Source organism: Pseudomonas cremoricolorata, assembly GCF_000759535.1.
GTDB lineage: Bacteria > Pseudomonadota > Gammaproteobacteria > Pseudomonadales > Pseudomonadaceae > Aquipseudomonas > Aquipseudomonas cremoricolorata_A.
Genome location: NZ_CP009455.1, coordinates 522,521 through 540,520, shown reverse-complemented (window position 1 = coordinate 540,520; position 18,000 = coordinate 522,521). Strand labels below are relative to the sequence as shown.

Here is an 18,000-nt window from a genome sequence, read left to right as displayed (position 1 = left end):
AATGAAAAGGGGCGCATCGAGCGCCCCGTGATGCCGGTAGGACAGATCATCCCTTACCGTTGGTCTTTTCCTTCTTCTCGGCAATTTCCTTGCAGTCGAAGCACAGGTCGGCAGTCGGACGGGCTTCAAGACGGCGCAGGCCGATCTCGATACCGCAGCTTTCACACCAGCCGTAGTCTTCTTCCTGGATCTTCTGCAACGTCTTGTCGATCTTCTTGATCAGCTTGCGCTCGCGGTCGCGGTTACGCAGCTCCAGGGCGAACTCTTCTTCCTGGCTGGCACGGTCGGCCGGGTCAGGGAAGTTCGAAGCTTCATCCTTCATATGGTCCATGGTGCGGTCCACACTGGTCATCAGCTCCTGTTTCCAGGCACCGAGCAATTTGACGAAGTGCTTGCGCATGGTTTCGCCCATGTACTCCTCGCCCTTTGCTTCTTTATAAGGCTCCAGGCCAAACATGCTCTGACCGGTTTTTTGCTTTTCTAGGGTGGACATGAATAGACCGCCTCTCACTCATCTGATCCAATGCGCAGGCTGCTCCTTCTCCGGCACCCGCCGGCCCTGCGACTGCGAGCCGCCGAACTTACCAGATAGATCGGGGGTGCGCTACCCTGCCCGATCCTGCGTGTAGACAGCAGCGTGCGCGGCACGTTCGGTCCCGGGCAGAGAGAGATTTTCCGTTCAGTCACAAGCGAGAACAGGCCATGACTCAGCACTACAGTGCACGCAGTCGCGCAATCGAACCTTTCCACGTCATGGCCTTGCTGGCCCGCGCCAACGAGTTGCAGGCCGCAGGCCATGATGTCATTCATCTGGAAATCGGCGAGCCGGACTTCACCACCGCCGAACCTATCGTCGCCGCAGGGCAAGCCGCGCTGGCTGCAGGCCATACCCGCTATACCGCCGCTCGCGGTCTGCCGGCCCTGCGCGAGGCGATCGCAGGCTTCTATGCAAAGCGCTACGGCCTGAACATCGACCCGCAACGCATCCTCATCACGCCGGGCGGTTCAGGAGCGCTGCTGCTGGCCAGCAGCTTGTTGGTCGATCCGGGCAAGCACTGGTTGCTGGCCGATCCGGGCTACCCATGCAACCGGCATTTTCTGCGTCTGGTCGAGGGCGCGGCGCAATTGGTGCCGGTGGGGCCGGATACGAGCTATCAGCTCACTGCCGGCCTGGTCGAGCAGCACTGGAACGAAGCCAGCGTCGGTGCGTTGGTGGCCTCCCCGGCCAATCCCACAGGCACGGTGCTCGATCGCCGGCAACTGGCCAGCTTGTCGCAGGCGGTGAGTGAGCGGCAGGGCCATCTGGTGGTCGACGAGATCTACCATGGGCTGACGTACGGCATGGATGCGCCGAGCGTGCTGGAGGTGGACGATCACGCCTTCGTGCTCAATAGCTTCTCCAAGTATTTCGGCATGACCGGCTGGCGCCTGGGCTGGCTGGTGGCGCCGCCCGACGCGGTGGCTGACCTGGAAAAGCTGGCGCAGAACCTTTACATCAGTGCGCCGAGCATGGCTCAGCATGCGGCACTGGCCTGCTTCGAGCCGCAGACCCTGGAGATTCTCGAACAGCGCCGCTCAGCATTCGCCCGCCGCCGCGATTTCCTTCTGCCGGCCTTGCGCGAACTGGGCTTCGGTATCGCCGTCGAACCGCAGGGCGCCTTCTATCTATATGCCGACATCAGTGCTTTCGGTGGCGACGCCTTCGCCTTTTGCCAGCACTTCCTCGAGACCGAGCACGTGGCTTTCACCCCAGGGCTGGATTTCGGTCGGTATCAAGCCGGGCATCACGTGCGCTTCGCCTACACCCAGGATCTGCCACGCCTGCAGCAGGCCGTCGAACGAATCGAACGTGGCTTGCGGAGCTGGCAGGGCTGATGCGTTTTCAACCTGCACTGGAACAGGCGCGCCTGCTGCGCCGTTATAAACGCTTCCTCGCCGATATCGAGTTGCCTTGCGGCGAACAACTGACCATCCACTGCCCCAACACCGGTTCGATGCTCAATTGCCTGCGTGAAGGTGGGCAGGTCTGGTTCAGTCGCTCGAACGATCCCAAGCGCAAGCTGCCGGGCACTTGGGAAATTGGCGAGACGCCCCAGGGGCGCCTGGCCTGCATCAATACCGGGCGGGCCAATGCGTTGGTCGAAGAAGCGTTGCGCGCCGGGCTGATCAGCGAGCTGCGCGGTTTCACTGCACTGCGCCGTGAAGTGGCCTATGGCGAGGAACGCAGTCGCATCGATTTTCGCCTGGAATTCCCCGAAGGCCCGGCGTACGTCGAGGTCAAGAGTGTCACGCTGGGCTATGCCGACTCGTCGGTGGCGGCATTTCCGGATGCCGTGACCCTGCGCGGCGCCAAGCACTTGCGTGAACTGGCGGCGCTGGCCCGACAAGGCGTGCGGGCGGTGCAGTTGTATTCCGTCAATCTCACCGGCATCGAGGCGGTACGCCCCGCCGAGGAAATCGACCCAGGCTATGCGCACGCCTTGCGCGCAGCGGTAGCAGACGGCGTCGAGGTGCTGGCCTATGGCACTCGGCTCGATGCCGAGCAGATCGTCATCGACCGGCCTTTGCCCGTTCTGCTCACGCCGTGAGCCAGATGCCCATGGCGTCTTCTTCGCAGTTCAGCGCTTGCAAGGCTTCCCCTTCGCAAGGCCCGGCCACGCATTCGCCGCTTTCGATGAGAAACAGCGCGCCATGATGGGCGCACTGAATGAGGCTGGCGCTGGGATCGAGCACGGTGTGCGCTTCCCAGTTCAACGCGATGCCCCGGTGCGGACAGCGATTGCGGTAAAGGTACACCTTGCCGTTGCGCCGCACGGCCAGCAGACTCACGCCATCGATGTCGAAGACGCGGCTGTTACCTTCGACGAGGACGGAGCTGGAGCAGAGAAAATCCATGGGCCTGGTGCACACTCGCGGGAAAAGGGCTGCTTGACGCTTCAATGCGAATAATTATCAAATTGCCGCCACGTATCGCGCCGGTTGTACATGGTGCGCAGATCCGCCGTTCGCCACAAGGCGCGCGACTGGCTTTATAGAAGGAAACCCGATGATGCGCCGTCCCTCCGTTCTGATCGCCTTGTGCGCCAGCCTGGCATTCGCTGCTGTGGCGCACGCTGAACCTTTGCCGCAACGCTGGGTGAGTGCAGGCGGGGCGCTCAGTGAGTGGATCGCGGCGCTCGGTGGCCAAGCGCGGCTGGTCGGCGTCGACACCACAAGCCAGCACCCTGAATCGCTCAAGGCATTACCGAGCGTCGGTTATCAGCGCCAGTTGTCGGCCGAAGGCATTCTGAGCCTGCGCCCTGACGTACTGGTCGGCACCGAGGAAATGGGCCCGCCGCCGGTGCTCGCACAAGTTAAGCAGGCCGGGGTGCGGGTCGAGCTGTTCTCAAGCAAGGCGGACCTCGCTGCGGTCGACGAGAACCTCAAGCACCTGGGCACGCTGCTGGGCGCCGAGCGACAAGCCGGCATCCTGGCCAGCGAATATCGCCAACGCGTAGCAGCCTTGCAGGCCGCCATTGCTCAGGCCAAGACCCAGCAGAAGGCGCCAGGCGTGTTGTTGCTGGTGGGGCATGGCGGCGGCAAGCCGATGATCGCCGGGCAGGACACTGCCGGTGCCTGGCTGGTGGAGCAGGCCGGGGGGCACAACCTGGCTGAGCATGCAGGCTACAAGAACGTGTCGGTGGAATCCCTGGCCGGGCTCGACCCCGAGGTACTGGTGGTATCCGATCGCGCGTTGATCGGCGAGGCGGCGGTGCAGGCCATGCTCAAGGAAAACCCGGGACTGTCGGCAACACGCGCTGCGCGCGATGGACGCATCGTCGTACTCGACCCCACCCTGCTGGTGGGCGGGTTGGGGCCGCGTCTGCCTGAGGCGCTGCAATCGCTGGCTCGAGCGTTCTATCCGAAGGGCAATGTCAGCCTGCAGCCATGAGGCGTCTGCTGGCACCGCGTACATTGTTTGTTGGCCTGGGCCTGCTGTGGTGCCTGGCGATCTGGCTGTCGCTGGCCCTGGGGCCGGTCAGCCTGCCGTTCATCGACACCCTGCGCGCCGGCCTGCGGCTGCTTGGCATGCCGATCGCTGCCGAAGGCCTGCAGCAGGCTGAGTTGATCGTCGGGCAGATTCGTCTGCCGCGCACGCTGCTGGGGCTACTGGTCGGGGCCGTGCTAGCCCTGTCGGGCGTGGCGATGCAAGGATTGTTTCGCAATCCGCTGGCCGATCCTGGGCTGGTCGGAGTCGCCAGTGGCGCTGCGCTCGGGGCAGCCCTGGCGATCGTGCTGGGCAGTGGCTTTGGGGGGCTGCCCGAGGCCCTGGCGCCTTATCTGTTGTCGCTGTGTGCATTTCTCGGGGGGCTTGGCGTGACTGCCCTGGTGTATCGCCTGGGCCGGCACAATGGTCGCACCAGCGTCGCCACCATGCTGCTTGCCGGCATCGCCCTGACCGCCCTGGCCGGGGCCGGTGTCGGCCTGTTCACCTACTTGGCCGACGATGCGACCTTGCGCACCCTGACCTTCTGGAACCTCGGCAGTCTCAATGGTGCCAGTTACCAGCGCCTGTGGCCGCTGCTGCTGGTGGTGTGCTCCGTCGCGCTGTGGTTGCCGCGTCGCGCGCAGGCGCTCAACGCCCTGCTGCTGGGCGAGTCGGAAGCGCGGCATCTGGGTGTGGAGGTGGAAACGCTCAAGCGTGAATTGGTGTTGTGCACCGCCCTGGGCGTGGGCGCCGCAGTGGCCGCGGCAGGGCTGATCGGCTTCATCGGTCTGGTGGTGCCGCACCTGCTGCGGTTGCTGGTGGGGCCTGATCACCGGGTTCTACTGCCCGCCTCATTGTTGGCCGGGGGCACCTTGTTGTTGTTCGCCGACCTGGTCGCGCGCCTGCTGCTGGCACCTGCCGAGTTGCCCATCGGTATCGTCACGGCCTTCATCGGCGCGCCGTTCTTTCTGTTTCTATTGGTAAGAGGGCGCGGATGATGCTCCAGGCTCAGGGAGTGCACGTGCGCCGGGGCAGCAAGCAGGTGTTGCAGGCCATCGACCTCTCCTTGCATTCGGGACAGGTGCTGGGTGTGCTTGGGCCCAACGGGGCCGGCAAGAGCAGCCTGCTCGGTGCCCTGTGCGGTGAGCTGAGCCCATCGCAGGGCCAGGTGCTCATGCAGGGTCGACCCCTGGAGGATTGGCAAGGACCTGCCCGTGCGCGTTCACTGGCGGTGCTGCCGCAGGTATCGAGCCTGGATTTCTCGTTCAGCGTCGAGGAGGTGGTGGGCATGGGTCGCTTGCCCCATGACAGCGGTGCCCTGCGCGATGCAGAGATCATCGACCAGGCGCTGCATGCCGCCGACGCACAGCACCTGCACGGGCGCAGCTACCTGGCGCTTTCCGGTGGTGAGCGTCAGCGTGTGCATCTGGCGCGGGTGCTGGCGCAGTTGTGGCCGGGCGCAGAGGGCAGCGTGCTGTTGCTCGACGAGCCGACCTCTGCGCTTGACCCTTTGCATCAGCACACCACCCTGCAAGCGGTGCGCGAGGTCGCGCAGCGGGGGACGGCGGTACTGGTGATTCTGCATGACCTGAACCTGGCGGCGCGGTACTGCGACCGCATCGTTCTGTTGCATGAGGGCCGCTGCCACGCAGCGGGAACGCCGCAGCAAGTGCTCACGCCACAGGCGCTGCACAGGGTGTTCGGCATCGAGGTATTGGTACAGGCGCATCCGGAGCGAGGCCATCCGTTGATCATTGCCCGCTGAGCACTGGCAGCAGGCTGACCGGCGCGGGGGCCGCGCAGCGTTCGCCAAGCCATGAAAGCGAACGACACGCCGCCCCCGACATGGTCGAGGTCGAGGATGGACCAGATCCTTGACCTTCCCCTGAGCCGAATCGTAGTCAAAAAAAGACCCGGCAAAATGCCGGGTCAAAAACCGTGATTAGCCTGATGAGGAGATAATCTGAGAGTCCGAACCAAGGGCTTTCAGTTTATCCAACCAGTCTCGCGACCAGTTGTGATAATCATAACGATTCTCATTTCGAGGTCAAGCCCTTCGCTGTCTTTATTTTGTTTTTTTTACAGCCGGGGACTGTGCGGTCAGCTGAGCGAGCAGCGCAGCCTTGCGTTCAGCCGACAGTTCGTTCCAGTGAACGTCGAGCAAAGCGCCTTCGATGGCATACAGCAACACTTTGGAAGCCCGGAATCCGCGCATTTTCACAGCCTGATAGGCGCCCACTGCGCCTAGCCGGCGAAGGTCGGCCAGGCTGTGTACACCCGCAGCATGCAGCCATTGCGCAGAGGTCTTGCCCAGATTCCTCAGGTGCTGTAACTCATCGTTCATCGAGCCTCCTTGCCATACCGAACGGTGCCAGGGGATGGGTCTTCAGACAGGTCAGTAGGCAAGTGTAGCGGGGCTGGGCGAATGCGCCTTTTTTGCCAGGCGGGGCCGCGTTTCGGCCCCTCAGGCTTGGTTTGCGGTCTACAGGCCCGGCAAGCGCTGACGAATCTGTTCGATCAGTTGATCCACGCTGCTGCTCTGGTGCGTATCGACCCGCTTGCACTGCAACTGTTCGCGTTCATCGAGCGGCTCACGCGACGCCTGCTGCGCCTTGACCACTTCCAACGTGGCGTCGGAGGGGTCGACATTCTCCGCCTGGCGTTGCTCCAGCCAACTGACGATCACCGCCTCCGGTGCCTGGCAGTCAAGAATCAGGAAGGGCACGCCCGTATCGCTGGCGATCTGCGCGGCCGCCTGGCGTTGCTGTTGCTGCAGGTAAGTGGCGTCGAGCACTACGGGCAGGCCGGCCTTGAGAATGATCCCAGCCAGCGTGTGCAGGCGGGCGTAGGTGGCGTTGCTGGCGTCCTGATCGTACAGGCCCTGGCCAAACAGACGCTTGCGCTCGACATCCGAACGCACCCGAACCGCGCCCAGCGATTCCACCAGGCGCAGGGCCACGTGGCTCTTGCCGACCGCTGATACGCCGTGGGTGATCGCCAACAGACGCGAAGGAATGGCGCTGTAGCTTTCGGCCAGGTTGGCGTAGTTGCGATAGGTCCGCAGGGTCGTCGCACGCTGCAGGCCGTCGGCCTCCGGGCTCAGGCTGAACAGTGCCACCTTGGCCCGCACCAGGGCGCGGTAGGCTTTGTAGAAGTTCAGCAGCTCAAGGCCCTGATAATCGCCGGTCAGCTCCAGGTACTGGCTGATGAAGCGCCGTGCCAGCCATTTCAGGCCGCGGTCTTCGAGGTCCATGACGAGGAACGCGGTGTCGGCATAGACGTCGGTCATGCGGAACGGCTCGTTGAATTCGATGCAGTCGAAGATCACCACGTTGCCGTCGATTACCGTGGCGTTACCCAGATGGATATCGCCATGGCATTCGCGGATGAAACCATCGGCTTTGCGCGCTTGCAGCAGCGGGTAAAGGCGCTCGTAGGTGCTGCGCGCCCAGGCCTGAAGGTTGTCCAGTTGCTGCAAATCGGCCGCTTCGCTGAGGAACGGGCGGATCTGCTCGAAGTTCTGTTCCACCGGCGCCATGGCGCTTTCCGGGGTTCCCAGCGGGTTCTCGTCGCCGACCCTGGGGGCGTTGAGGTGGAATTGGGCAATCTGCCGGGCCATCTGGTCGATATGATCGGCCGTCAGTTCGCCATTGGCCTGCAAGGTGCTGAGCATCTGGTCCTGCGGGAACTGGCGCATTTTCAGCGCGTATTCGATCACCTCGCCTTCACCACCGATGACCGGCGCCTCGGCACTACCGGTAATCGGCAACACTTCCAGATACACATCGCTGGTCAGTCGCTGGTTCAGGCGCAGTTCTTCATGGCAGAAATGCCGGCGCTGTTCGAGTTGGGTGAAATCGAGAAAGCCGAAGTTCATCGGTTTCTTGATCTTGTAGGCGTAGGTGCCGGTGAGCAGTACCCAGGAAATGTGCGTCTCGATGACGTGGAACCCCTCTACGGCGTGCGGGTAGAGGGCGCTGTTGTGCAGCGCGTTGATCAGGGCTTGGCTCACGAGGGGTCCTTGACGGTCGGGGAATTCAAAGGGCTCATTATGGTCAATGGTGCCTCCCCTGCAAACCGCCGGGACGCCTGCCCAGCCAAAGTAAAGTGCGTATAATCCGCCGCCATGACTCGATCCCGATCCCCCCGTAATGCCAAGAAACCCCGCCCCGGCCGTTCGCGCGTGCTGCTTGGCTGGGCCCTGAAGCTCAGCCTGGTGGCCCTGGTGCTGATCGCCGGCTTCGCCGTGTACCTCGATGCGACGGTGCAGGAGAAGTTTTCCGGCAAGCGCTGGACCATCCCGGCGAAGGTGTACGCGCGGCCGCTGGAGCTGTTCGTCGGCCAGAAGCTGAGCAAGAACGACTTCCTCACCGAGCTCGATGCCCTAGGCTATCGCCGCGAAGCGGCCGCCAGCGGCCCTGGCGAGGCGTCGGTCAACGGCAACACGGTCGACCTCAACACCCGGGGCTTCCAGTTCTACGAAGGCACTGAGCCTGCGCAGTTCGTCCGCGTGCGTTTCTCGGGTGATTACGTCGCCGGACTTGCCGGCAACAACGGCGGCAAGCTCGATGTGGTGCGTCTGGAGCCGCTGATGATCGGCGGTATCTATCCCAAGAACCTCGAAGATCGCATTCTGATCAACATCAATCAGGTGCCGCCTTACCTGCTGGAAACCCTGATTGCCACCGAAGACCGCGACTTCTACAGCCACCACGGTGTCTCGCCCAAGTCGATCGCCCGTGCGGTGTGGGTCAACACCTCGTCAGGTGCGATGCGTCAGGGCGGCAGTACGCTGACCCAGCAACTGGTGAAAAACTTCTTCCTCACCAACGAACGCAGCCTCAGCCGCAAGCTCACCGAAGCGATGATGGCGGTGCTGCTCGAGCTGCATTACGACAAGCGCGAGATTCTCGAGGCGTACCTCAACGAAGTGTTCGTCGGCCAGGACGGCCAGCGTGCCGTGCACGGCTTCGGCCTGGCCAGCCAGTTCTTCTTCAGCCAGCCGCTCTCTGAGTTGAAACTGCACCAGATCGCCTTGCTGGTGGGCATGGTCAAGGGGCCGTCCTACTACAACCCGCGGCGCTACCCAGAGCGTGCGCTGCAACGCCGCAACCTGGTGCTCGACCTGCTGGTCGAGCAGGGCGTGGCTAGCCAGGACGTGGTCGATGCGGCGAAGAAGATGCCCTTGGGCGTGACCAAGCGCGGCAGCCTGGCCGACAGCTCGTTCCCGGCGTTCCTCGACCTGGTCAAGCGTCAGCTGCGCCAGGACTACCGCGACGAGGACTTGACCGAAGAAGGCCTGCGTATCTTCACCAGCTTCGACCCGATTCTGCAGATGAAGGCCGAGACGTCGATGACCGAGACGTTCAAGCGCCTTGCTGGACGCAAGGGCGCCGATGAGGTCGAATCGGCGATGGTGGTGAGCAACCCTGAAACAGGCGAAGTGCAGGCCTTGATCGGTAGCCGTCAATCCGGCTTTGCCGGCTTCAACCGCGCCATAGACGCCGTACGCCCGATCGGTTCGCTGGTCAAACCGGCCGTGTACCTGACCGCCCTGGACAAGCCCGGCACCTTCACCCTGACCAGTCTGGTGCAGGATGAACCGTTCTCGGTCAAAGGCGCCAATGGCCAGGTCTGGCGACCACAGAACTTTGATCGTCGCCCGCACGGCACCATCTACCTGTACCAGGGCCTGGCCAACTCCTACAACCTGTCCACCGCCAAGATCGGCCTTGAAGTCGGCGTGCCGAACGTGATCAAGACCATCGGCCGGCTGGGCGTCGACGTCGACTGGCCGGCATTCCCCTCGATGCTGCTGGGCGCTGGCGGTATGTCGCCGATGCAGGTGGCGACCATGTACCAGACCATCGCCAACGGCGGTTTCACCACGCCCATGCGCGGTATCCGCAGCGTACTGACTGCCGAGGGCGAGCCGCTCAAGCGCTATCCGTTCCAGATTCAGCAGACCTTCGACGCCGGCTCCATCTATCTGGTGCAGAACGCCATGCAGCGGGTCATGCGTGAAGGGACCGGGCGTTCGGTCTACAGTGTTCTGCCCAGCTCACTGACCCTGGCAGGCAAGACCGGCACCAGTAACGACTCGCGTGACAGCTGGTTCTCGGGCTTCAGCCAGGATCTGCTGGCGGTGGTCTGGCTGGGTCGTGACGACAACGGCAGTACGCCGTTCACCGGCGCCACCGGGGCCCTGCAGGTGTGGACCAGTTTCATGCGCAAGGCCGATCCGCTGCCGCTGGACATGCCGCAGCCGGACAACGTGGTGCAGGCATGGATCGACCCGAACACCGGTCAGGGCTCGGACCAGAGCTGTCCTGGCGCCGTGCAGATGCCGTATATTCGCGGCAGCGAACCGCCAGCCGGCGCCGCCTGTGGCGGGGCGCAGGAGTCCGACTCGGTCATGGACTGGGTCAAGGGCTGGATGAATTGAGCACCAACTCCAGAGCATGAGAGGGTTTGAATTGAACAAGTGGTGGTTTCCAGTCGTGACGGCCATTGCCGTGCTGCAAGGGTGCGCCAGCGTGCCGCGTGGCAACATTCCGGTGGTCGACTCCAGTTCTCGGGTCTCCAATAGCGAGCGCATCCAGGGCAAGCGTGCTGTCGCGGCCGCACCGTCTCGCGGCACCGCGCAGGCGCAGTCGCTGCCGGAAGACTCGGGCGTGACCGTGATGATTCCGCAAGGTGCGGGCGCGTCGCCGATCCAGTCGTTCCCGGCGCAGAGCGGTGGGGCGCCGATCGATACCACACCGATCGATACCTCGCCGATCAACACCACCCCGGTGACCAGCGATCCGAACCCGGTGGCCGACGAACCCTTCGACATCGCCGCCATGTCCTCAGGTGCGCCCACCCCGAGTACGCCGACCGGTATTCCGCAGACCAACCGTTCAGGGGGGCTGTCTGCCGACGAACAGCTCGACGGTCCGGTGCTGGCACTGCTGACCACTGCGCAAAAGCAGCAGGGCAGTGGTGACCTCAATGGTGCTTCGTCCAGTCTGGAGCGCGCTCAGCGCATCGCGCCGCGTGAGCCGCAAGTGCTGTTCCGTCTGGCGCAGGTGCGTCTGAACCAAGGCGAGGCCGCGCAAGCGGAGCAACTGGCGCGACGCGGTCTGAGCTATGCCAATGGCCGTCCCAGTCTGCAGGCCGAACTCTGGAACATCATCGCCCAAGCGCGTGAAAAACAAGGGGACAGTGCTGGCGCGGCCTTGGCGCGGCAGAAAGCCAAGGTCAACCTGTGACGGTAGCGCCACGGGTATTGGAAATCGCCGATCACCTGTTGCTCATCGAACGTGAGCTGCAGGTGCAGGGCTGGTGGTCGGATACTGCGCCCAGCGATGTGGCCATGGCCAGCACGGTGCCGTTCGCCGTCGATGCCATGCCCTTCGAGCAGTGGTTGCAATGGATTTTCCTGCCGCGCATGAAGCAGATCATCGAGTTCGGCCAGCCACTGCCCAACGCCTCCGGCATTCTGGTGATGGCCGAAACGGTGTTTGCCAGCCGAGCGGAGCAAAGTCGTGAGCTGCGTCGACTGTTGGCAGCGTTCGATCGTTTGATCGCGCCTTCCGCCTGATTTCTTCTGTTTTTTCCCTAAGGGCCGCAGATTGTGGCCCTTTTTTGTGAATGTCTTCATTTTCCTGCTGCTAAGAATCTGAAACGTGGTGGTGAATAATCATCCTGGCGTAAAACTGGCAATAATTTTTCTTGACTTGCAGGCGCTGAATCAGAAGAATCCAGTTTCCGCTGTAGGGGGACTGCCAGAAGCAGACCCGCCAAGCAGATCATGAGGCGCACACCCGCGCCGCCTGTTACACCCCGCAACGCGTTACCTCGCGCTGGGTGGGAATCCCCCGCAACACTCTGGGGCACTCCCAATACTTGCTCAGTCAGTGCTGACGTTTTCGCTCATGCTCTGCTTGGCAGTAAACCTATTAAGACCCGTCCATGAGGACGGTATTCTGGCGTTTTAGAGGTGAACAACGTGGAGCTCTTATCCGGCGCTGAAATGGTCGTCCGCTTTTTGCGCGACGAAGGCGTTAAGCACATCTACGGGTACCCTGGTGGTGCTCTCCTTCATGTTTACGATGCCCTGTTCAAGGAACCGGAAGTCGAGCATATCCTGGTCCGCCACGAGCAGGCCGCGACCCACATGGCCGACGGCTATGCCCGTGCCACCGGCAAGGCCGGTGTGGTGCTGGTGACCTCCGGCCCTGGCGCGACCAATGCCATCACTGGTATCGCCACTGCGTACATGGACTCGATTCCGATGGTGATCCTGTCGGGTCAGGTGCCTAGCACCATGGTCGGTACCGATGCCTTCCAGGAAACCGACATGATCGGTATCTCGCGGCCCATCGTGAAGCACAGCTTCATGATCAAGAACGCCGTGGAAATCCCGGAAATCCTAAAAAAAGCCTTCTATCTGGCGCAGTCCGGTCGTCCTGGCCCGGTCGTGGTCGACATTCCAAAAGACATGACCAACCCGGCCGAGAAGTTCGAATACGTCTACCCGAAGAAGGTCAAGCTGCGCTCCTACAGCCCGGCCGTGCGCGGTCACTCCGGGCAGATTCGCAAAGCTGCCGAGATGCTGCTGGCCGCCAAGCGTCCGATCGTCTATGCCGGTGGCGGTGTGATTCTCGGCGGTGGCTCGCAAGCGCTCACTGCGATCGCCAAGTCGCTCAACCTGCCGGTCACCAATACCCTGATGGGCCTTGGCGCCTTCCCGGGTACCGACCCGCAGTTCCTCGGCATGCTCGGCATGCACGGCAGCTACACCGCCAACATGGCCATGCACAACGCCGATGTGATCTTCGCTGTCGGTGCGCGCTTCGACGACCGTGTGGTCAACGGCCCGGCCAAGTTCTGCCCGAATGCCAAGATCATCCACATCGATATCGACCCGGCGTCGATCTCCAAGATGATCAAGGCCGATGTGCCGATCGTAGGGCCTGTGGAAAGCGTGCTCAGCGAAATGCAGGCGATCCTCGCCGAGATCGGTCAGCAGCCAGACAAGGTAGCCGCTGAGGCCTGGTGGAAGCAGATCAACGAATGGCGCGGTGATCGCGGCCTGTTCCCTTACGACAAGGGCGACGGCAGCGTCATCAAACCGCAGACCGTGATCGAGACCCTGTGCGAAGTGACCAAGGGCGATGCCTTCATCACCTCGGACGTGGGCCAGCACCAGATGTTCGCGGCGCAGTACTACCGGTTCAACAAACCCAACCGCTGGATCAACTCCGGTGGCCTGGGCACCATGGGCTTCGGCTTCCCGGCAGCGATGGGCGTCAAGCTCAACTTCCCGGATCAGGACGTCGCCTGCGTCACCGGCGAAGGCAGCATCCAGATGAACATCCAGGAGCTGTCCACCTGCATGCAGTACGGCCTGCCGGTGAAGATCGTCAACATGAACAACGGTGTACTGGGCATGGTTCGCCAGTGGCAGGACATGGCCTACAACGGTCGTCACTCGCATTCCTATGTCGAGTCGCTACCAGACTTCATCAAGCTTGCCGAGGCCTATGGGCATGTGGGTATCCGCATCACCAGCCTGAAGGATCTCAAGCCCAAGCTGGAAGAGGCCTTCGCCATGAAGGATCGTCTGGTGTTCATCGATATCGCCATCGACCGTACCGAGCACGTCTATCCGATGCAGATCAAGGACGGTTCGATGCGTGACATGTGGCTGAGCAAGACGGAGCGTACCTGATATGCGGCATATCATTTCCCTGCTGCTGGAAAACGAACCCGGTGCCCTGTCTCGCGTGGTCGGCCTGTTCTCCCAGCGCAACTACAACATTGAAAGCCTCACGGTCGCGCCGACCGAAGACCCGAGTCTCTCCCGGCTGACCCTGACCACCGTTGGACACGACGAAGTGATCGAGCAGATCACCAAGAACCTCAACAAACTGGTCGAGGTTGTGAAGCTGGTCGACTTGTCGGAGAGCGCTCACATCGAGCGCGAACTGATGCTGGTCAAGGTCAAGGCGACCGGCGCGCAGCGTGCCGAGATCAAACGCACCACCGATATCTTCCGTGGGCAAATCGTCGATGTGACCTCCAGCGTTTACACCGTGCAACTGAGTGGCACCAGCGACAAGCTGGACAGCTTCATCCAGGCTATCGGCACGACCTCGATCCTGGAAACGGTACGCAGCGGTGTGACCGGCATAGCGCGCGGCGACAAAGTTCTGAGTATCTGATTCAACACATTTAGCGATGGCCCCATAGGGGTCGAGATATAACCAGGGGTATTTTCATGAAAGTTTTCTACGATAAAGACTGCGACCTTTCCATCATCCAGGGTAAGAAAGTCGCCATCATCGGTTACGGTTCCCAGGGCCACGCTCAGGCGTGCAACCTGAAGGACTCCGGTGTAGACGTCACTATCGGTCTGCGTAAAGGTTCGGCCACCGTTGCCAAGGCCGAAGCCCACGGCCTGAAAGTGACCGACGTCGCTTCCGCCGTCGCTGCCGCCGACCTGGTCATGATCCTGACCCCGGACGAATTCCAGGGCCAGCTGTACAAGCAGGAAATCGAGCCGAACATCAAGAAGGGCGCTACCCTGGCCTTCTCCCACGGCTTCGCCATCCATTACAACCAGGTCGTTCCACGTGGCGACCTCGACGTGATCATGATCGCGCCGAAGGCACCGGGCCATACCGTGCGCTCCGAGTTCGTCAAAGGCGGCGGCATTCCTGACCTGATCGCCATCTACCAGGACGCTTCGGGCAACGCCAAGAACGTCGCCCTGTCGTACGCCTCGGGTGTTGGCGGTGGTCGTACCGGCATCATCGAAACCACCTTCAAGGACGAAACCGAAACCGACCTGTTCGGTGAGCAGGCCGTTCTGTGCGGTGGTACCGTCGAGCTGGTCAAAGCCGGTTTCGAAACCCTGGTCGAAGCAGGCTACGCGCCTGAAATGGCCTACTTCGAGTGCCTGCACGAGCTGAAGCTGATCGTCGACCTCATGTACGAAGGCGGTATCGCCAACATGAACTACTCGATCTCCAACAACGCCGAGTACGGTGAGTACGTCACCGGTCCTGAGGTCATCAACGAAGAATCCCGCAAGGCCATGCGCAATGCTCTGAAGCGCATCCAGGACGGCGAATACGCGAAGATGTTCATCAGCGAAGGCGCCACCAACTACCCGTCGATGACCGCCAAGCGTCGCAACAACGCCGCTCACGGTATCGAAGTGATCGGCGAGCAGCTGCGTTCGATGATGCCGTGGATTTCGGCGAACAAGATCGTCGACAAATCGAAGAACTAAGCTTTTTCGATCCCACGAAAAACGCGGCCCAGGCCGCGTTTTTTCGTTCTGCGGGCAGCATCTGGTATAAAGCTGACCGGTGGCCTGCACTCAGAACCTGCTGCGCAGGCCCATGTCGAACGTTTTCCACTCTGTTGCAAGGTACCTTTTCATGAGCGAACGTCCCGAAGAGCCGAACACGCCCTCCGACGCCGATAGCCTGTTACCTGTCGATGAACATGTTGAAGAAGGGCATGACGCCGAAGGGCGCAAGGTTCGTCATCGCGGCATTTACTTGCTGCCCAATCTGTTCACCACCGCCAATCTGTTTGCCGGCTTCTACTCCATCATCAGCTCGATCAGCGCTCACGGTTACATGAGTGCAGGCGACCCTCGCGAAGCCAGCAAGTACTTCGCTTTCGCTGCAATCGCTATCTTCGTGGCCATGGTGCTCGACGGCCTGGACGGTCGCGTCGCCCGTATGACCAACACCCAGAGCGCCTTTGGCGCTGAATACGACTCCCTGTCGGACATGGCTGCTTTCGGCGTGGCACCGGCATTGCTGGCGTTCGTTTGGGCGCTGGGTGACATGGGCAAGGTCGGCTGGATGGTGGCCTTCATCTATGTGGCCGGTGCAGCGCTGCGTCTGGCGCGTTTCAACACCCAGGTCGGCACGGCCGACAAACGCTACTTCATTGGCCTGGCCAGTCCTGCAGCGGCAGGTGTGGTCGCGGGCATCGTCTGGGCCTTCAGTGACTACGGTATCCAGGGGTCCAAGCTATCGTTCCTGGTTGCGTTGATCGTTGCCGCCGCTGGCATGCTGATGGTCAGCAACATCAAGTACAACAGTTTCAAAGAGCTGGATCTGAAAGGACGCGTGCCTTTCGTGGCGATTTTGGCGGTTGTCTTGGTCTTCGCGGTCGTTTTCAGCGACCCGCCGCGAATTCTCCTCTTGATCTTCCTCGGCTATGCCGTTTCCGGGCCGGTCCAGTTCCTGATACGCAGTCGCCGTCGCAAAATTTGACAATCATAAGCGTGCGGGAATAACGCTTCGGCTCCATAGTCTTATAGGTACCTTCTCTACCTGGCTATGGGGCCGTCATGCTCATCAAGATACCCAGATCCTCCGATTGCTCCTCTTCACAGATCACCCCTGAACGGGTGTACCTGTCTCGCCGCACGTTACTGGGCAGTTCTCTGGCCGGCCTTGCCATCGCCTCACTGCCGGCTGGGGCAAGGGCCGCTGACACCGCGCGCTATGCCGGGGTTGACCCGGGCAAGGCGCCTGGGTGGTTCTCTGACAAGTTAGCGCAGGCACGCTGGGGCGCTGTCACCGCAGGTGACGAGGCCATCACCCCTTATAAAGACGCTACCCATTACAACAACTTCTACGAGTTCGGCCCCAACAAGGGCGATCCGGCCGACAATGCCGGCAGTCTGAAAACAGAACCCTGGAGCGTGGTGGTCGACGGCGAGGTCGGCAAGCCGGGGCGCTATGGGCTCGAAGACCTCATCAAGCAGAGCCAACTCGAAGAACGCATCTATCGATTGCGTTGTGTCGAGGCCTGGTCGATGGTCATTCCGTGGCTGGGCTTTCCCCTGGCCGGCATTCTCAAGCGCGTCGAGCCCACCTCGAAAGCACGCTACGTTCGCTTCGAGACCTTGCGCGATCCTGAAAGCATGCCGGGGCAGCGTTCAGGCTTTGCGCTGATCGACTGGCCCTATGTGGAAGGGCTGCGTCTCGATGAGGCCATGAATCCGCTGGCGTTGCTTGCCGTTGGTATGTATGGGCGCGAACTGCCGAACCAGAACGGGGCGCCGCTGCGTTTGGTGGTGCCATGGAAGTACGGGTTCAAGAGCATCAAGTCGATCGTGCGCATCAGTCTGGTCGAGCAGCAACCCGGCACTACGTGGCAGGGCCTTGCGCCGAGCGAGTATGGCTTCTATGCCAACGTCAATCCTGAGGTTGACCATCCTCGCTGGAGCCAGGCGCGGGAGCGACGCTTGCCGAGTGGGTTGTTCAGTCCCAACGTGCGCAGCACGGAAATGTTCAACGGCTATGGGGAAGAGGTTGCCTCTCTTTATAGTGGGTTAGACCTGCGGAAGAACTACTGATGCGCTATCCATGGTTCCGTTTGGCAATCTTCGTGCTCAGCGCGTGCTTTCCATTGTGGTGGCTCTATCAGGCGGCCATGCAAATGCTGGGGCCCGACCCAGGCAAGATTCTGGTCGACCGGCTGGGATTGGGTGGATTGATCTTCTTGCTGATCACCTTGGCCATGACTCCGTTGCAGCGCATAACCGGGTGGGCTGGCTGGATCGTGTCGCGCCGACAGTTGGGCCTCTGGAGCTTTGCGTACATCGTTTTGCACCTGTCGGCCTATCTGGTATTCATTCTTGGTCTGGATTTCGCCCAGCTGGCCGTGGAGTTGAGCAAACGTCCTTACATCATCGTGGGCTCGATCGCTCTTCTGGGGTTGCTGGTACTGGCGATCACTTCCAATCGGTACAGCCAGCGCAGGCTTGGCGCGCGGTGGAAGAAGCTGCATAAGCTGACCTATGCCATTGTGGTACTGGGGCTCGTGCATTTCCTCTGGATCGTAAGATCGGATCTGGCGGAATGGTCGGTCTATGCAGCAGTGGGTCTGGTGCTCATGTTGTTGCGGTTACCAGCGGTGGCCAAGCGCATAAAGAGAGTGCGACCACGCGTGTCTCAACTTTCTTGAAATAAGTGCTTGACCCTTCTCGGAATCTCTTTATACTGCGCACC

General features: G+C 61.7%; 18 protein-coding genes. 14 read left to right on the top strand and 4 right to left on the bottom strand.

Annotated elements, in window-relative coordinates:
• Positions 1–46 precede the first annotated feature (46 nt).
• Complete coding sequence (gene dksA / locus LK03_RS02465; RefSeq protein ID WP_038410921.1) at positions 47–493, bottom strand: RNA polymerase-binding protein DksA; 447 nt, start codon at positions 491–493, stop codon at positions 47–49.
• A gap of 209 nt (positions 494–702) precedes the next feature.
• On the opposite strand from dksA, the gene LK03_RS02460 reads away from it, so the two are divergent.
• Both LK03_RS02460 and sfsA read left to right on the top strand, forming a co-directional pair.
• The gene (locus LK03_RS02460; protein ID WP_038410920.1) at positions 703–1,875 is read left to right on the top strand and encodes a pyridoxal phosphate-dependent aminotransferase; all 1,173 of its coding nucleotides are present in this window, start codon (positions 703–705) and stop codon (positions 1,873–1,875) included.
• Positions 1,875–2,588 (top strand): DNA/RNA nuclease SfsA, encoded by a 714-nt coding sequence (sfsA, locus tag LK03_RS02455; RefSeq protein WP_038410919.1) that lies wholly within the window; start codon positions 1,875–1,877, stop codon positions 2,586–2,588. The genes LK03_RS02460 and sfsA overlap by 1 nt, the downstream gene beginning before the upstream one ends.
• Here the strand turns inward: sfsA and LK03_RS02450 are convergent.
• A complete protein-coding gene (locus LK03_RS02450) occupies positions 2,578–2,895 on the bottom strand; it encodes a Rieske (2Fe-2S) protein (protein WP_038410918.1) in 318 nt (105 codons plus the stop codon). The two genes, sfsA and LK03_RS02450, sit on opposite strands and share 11 nt — an antisense overlap.
• A 151-nt stretch (positions 2,896–3,046) precedes the next feature.
• Here LK03_RS02450 and LK03_RS02445 point away from each other — a divergent pair, with 151 nt between their 5' ends.
• Genes LK03_RS02445 through LK03_RS02435 form a run of 3 tightly spaced genes read left to right on the top strand, consistent with a single transcriptional unit; the run spans position 3,047 to position 5,732 of the window.
• A complete protein-coding gene (locus LK03_RS02445) occupies positions 3,047–3,931 on the top strand; it encodes a heme/hemin ABC transporter substrate-binding protein (protein WP_038410917.1) in 885 nt (294 codons plus the stop codon).
• A complete protein-coding gene (locus LK03_RS02440; RefSeq protein ID WP_038410916.1) occupies positions 3,928–4,965 on the top strand; it encodes a FecCD family ABC transporter permease in 1,038 nt (345 codons plus the stop codon). The genes LK03_RS02445 and LK03_RS02440 overlap by 4 nt, the downstream gene beginning before the upstream one ends.
• Positions 4,965–5,732, top strand: coding sequence for a heme ABC transporter ATP-binding protein (locus LK03_RS02435; RefSeq protein WP_038414573.1), 768 nt, complete (start codon positions 4,965–4,967; stop codon positions 5,730–5,732). The genes LK03_RS02440 and LK03_RS02435 overlap by 1 nt, the downstream gene beginning before the upstream one ends.
• Positions 5,733–6,032: 300 nt before the next feature.
• Here LK03_RS02435 and LK03_RS02430 read toward each other — a convergent pair whose 3' ends face one another.
• Entirely contained in the window at positions 6,033–6,311 is a 279-nt protein-coding gene (locus tag LK03_RS02430) for a TfoX/Sxy family protein (RefSeq protein WP_038410915.1), read from the bottom strand.
• Positions 6,312–6,449: 138 nt separating this feature from the next.
• Positions 6,450–7,979, bottom strand: a complete 1,530-nt coding sequence (locus tag LK03_RS02425) for an AAA family ATPase (RefSeq protein WP_038410914.1) — start codon at positions 7,977–7,979, stop codon at positions 6,450–6,452.
• Between the two features lie 114 nt (positions 7,980–8,093).
• Here LK03_RS02425 and mrcB point away from each other — a divergent pair, with 114 nt between their 5' ends.
• The 9 genes from mrcB to msrQ all read left to right on the top strand — a co-directional run bounded on the left by mrcB (position 8,094) and on the right by msrQ (position 17,956).
• Positions 8,094–10,412, top strand: a complete 2,319-nt coding sequence (gene mrcB, locus LK03_RS02420) for a penicillin-binding protein 1B (RefSeq protein ID WP_038410913.1) — start codon at positions 8,094–8,096, stop codon at positions 10,410–10,412.
• Positions 10,413–10,428: 16 nt separating this feature from the next.
• Positions 10,429–11,220 (top strand): tetratricopeptide repeat protein, encoded by a 792-nt coding sequence (locus tag LK03_RS02415; RefSeq protein WP_038410912.1) that lies wholly within the window; start codon positions 10,429–10,431, stop codon positions 11,218–11,220.
• Positions 11,217–11,552 carry a YqcC family protein gene (locus tag LK03_RS02410; protein ID WP_038410911.1) on the top strand — a complete coding sequence of 112 codons (336 nt, stop codon included), beginning with the start codon at positions 11,217–11,219 and terminating at the stop codon, positions 11,550–11,552. The genes LK03_RS02415 and LK03_RS02410 overlap by 4 nt, the downstream gene beginning before the upstream one ends.
• Positions 11,553–11,960: 408 nt before the next feature.
• Positions 11,961–13,685, top strand: coding sequence for an acetolactate synthase 3 large subunit (locus LK03_RS02405; RefSeq protein WP_038414572.1), 1,725 nt, complete (start codon positions 11,961–11,963; stop codon positions 13,683–13,685).
• A gap of 1 nt (position 13,686) precedes the next feature.
• A complete protein-coding gene (gene ilvN / locus LK03_RS02400; RefSeq protein WP_038410910.1) occupies positions 13,687–14,178 on the top strand; it encodes an acetolactate synthase small subunit in 492 nt (163 codons plus the stop codon).
• 56 nt (positions 14,179–14,234) lie between these two features.
• Complete coding sequence (gene ilvC / locus LK03_RS02395) at positions 14,235–15,251, top strand: ketol-acid reductoisomerase (RefSeq protein ID WP_028695162.1); 1,017 nt, start codon at positions 14,235–14,237, stop codon at positions 15,249–15,251.
• Positions 15,252–15,402: 151 nt separating this feature from the next.
• Positions 15,403–16,254: a CDP-diacylglycerol--serine O-phosphatidyltransferase gene (pssA, locus tag LK03_RS02390; protein ID WP_038410909.1), complete on the top strand. Its 852-nt coding sequence runs from the start codon at positions 15,403–15,405 to the stop codon at positions 16,252–16,254.
• Positions 16,255–16,331: 77 nt separating this feature from the next.
• A complete protein-coding gene (msrP, locus tag LK03_RS02385; RefSeq protein ID WP_038410908.1) occupies positions 16,332–17,345 on the top strand; it encodes a protein-methionine-sulfoxide reductase catalytic subunit MsrP in 1,014 nt (337 codons plus the stop codon).
• The gene (msrQ, locus tag LK03_RS02380) at positions 17,345–17,956 is read left to right on the top strand and encodes a protein-methionine-sulfoxide reductase heme-binding subunit MsrQ (protein ID WP_038410907.1); all 612 of its coding nucleotides are present in this window, start codon (positions 17,345–17,347) and stop codon (positions 17,954–17,956) included. Before msrP ends, msrQ begins: the two co-directional genes overlap by 1 nt.
• Positions 17,957–18,000: the final 44 nt, after the last annotated feature.

Excerpts from the sequence above, each read along its gene's own strand:
- ilvC (WP_028695162.1), top strand. The coding sequence starts at position 14,235 with ATGAAAGTTTTCTACGATAAAGACTGCGACCTTTCCATCATCCAGGGT.
- LK03_RS02440 (WP_038410916.1), top strand. The coding sequence starts at position 3,928 with ATGAGGCGTCTGCTGGCACCGCGTACATTGTTTGTTGGCCTGGGCCTG.
- mrcB (WP_038410913.1), top strand. The coding sequence starts at position 8,094 with ATGACTCGATCCCGATCCCCCCGTAATGCCAAGAAACCCCGCCCCGGC.
- msrP (WP_038410908.1), top strand. The coding sequence starts at position 16,332 with ATGCTCATCAAGATACCCAGATCCTCCGATTGCTCCTCTTCACAGATC.
- LK03_RS02445 (WP_038410917.1), top strand. The coding sequence starts at position 3,047 with ATGATGCGCCGTCCCTCCGTTCTGATCGCCTTGTGCGCCAGCCTGGCA.
- pssA (WP_038410909.1), top strand. The coding sequence starts at position 15,403 with ATGAGCGAACGTCCCGAAGAGCCGAACACGCCCTCCGACGCCGATAGC.
- sfsA (WP_038410919.1), top strand. The coding sequence starts at position 1,875 with ATGCGTTTTCAACCTGCACTGGAACAGGCGCGCCTGCTGCGCCGTTAT.
- dksA (WP_038410921.1), bottom strand. The coding sequence starts at position 493 with ATGTCCACCCTAGAAAAGCAAAAAACCGGTCAGAGCATGTTTGGCCTG.
- LK03_RS02430 (WP_038410915.1), bottom strand. The coding sequence starts at position 6,311 with ATGAACGATGAGTTACAGCACCTGAGGAATCTGGGCAAGACCTCTGCG.
- LK03_RS02435 (WP_038414573.1), top strand. The coding sequence starts at position 4,965 with ATGCTCCAGGCTCAGGGAGTGCACGTGCGCCGGGGCAGCAAGCAGGTG.
- LK03_RS02415 (WP_038410912.1), top strand. The coding sequence starts at position 10,429 with ATGAGAGGGTTTGAATTGAACAAGTGGTGGTTTCCAGTCGTGACGGCC.
- msrQ (WP_038410907.1), top strand. The coding sequence starts at position 17,345 with ATGCGCTATCCATGGTTCCGTTTGGCAATCTTCGTGCTCAGCGCGTGC.
- LK03_RS02450 (WP_038410918.1), bottom strand. The coding sequence starts at position 2,895 with ATGGATTTTCTCTGCTCCAGCTCCGTCCTCGTCGAAGGTAACAGCCGC.
- LK03_RS02460 (WP_038410920.1), top strand. The coding sequence starts at position 703 with ATGACTCAGCACTACAGTGCACGCAGTCGCGCAATCGAACCTTTCCAC.
- ilvN (WP_038410910.1), top strand. The coding sequence starts at position 13,687 with ATGCGGCATATCATTTCCCTGCTGCTGGAAAACGAACCCGGTGCCCTG.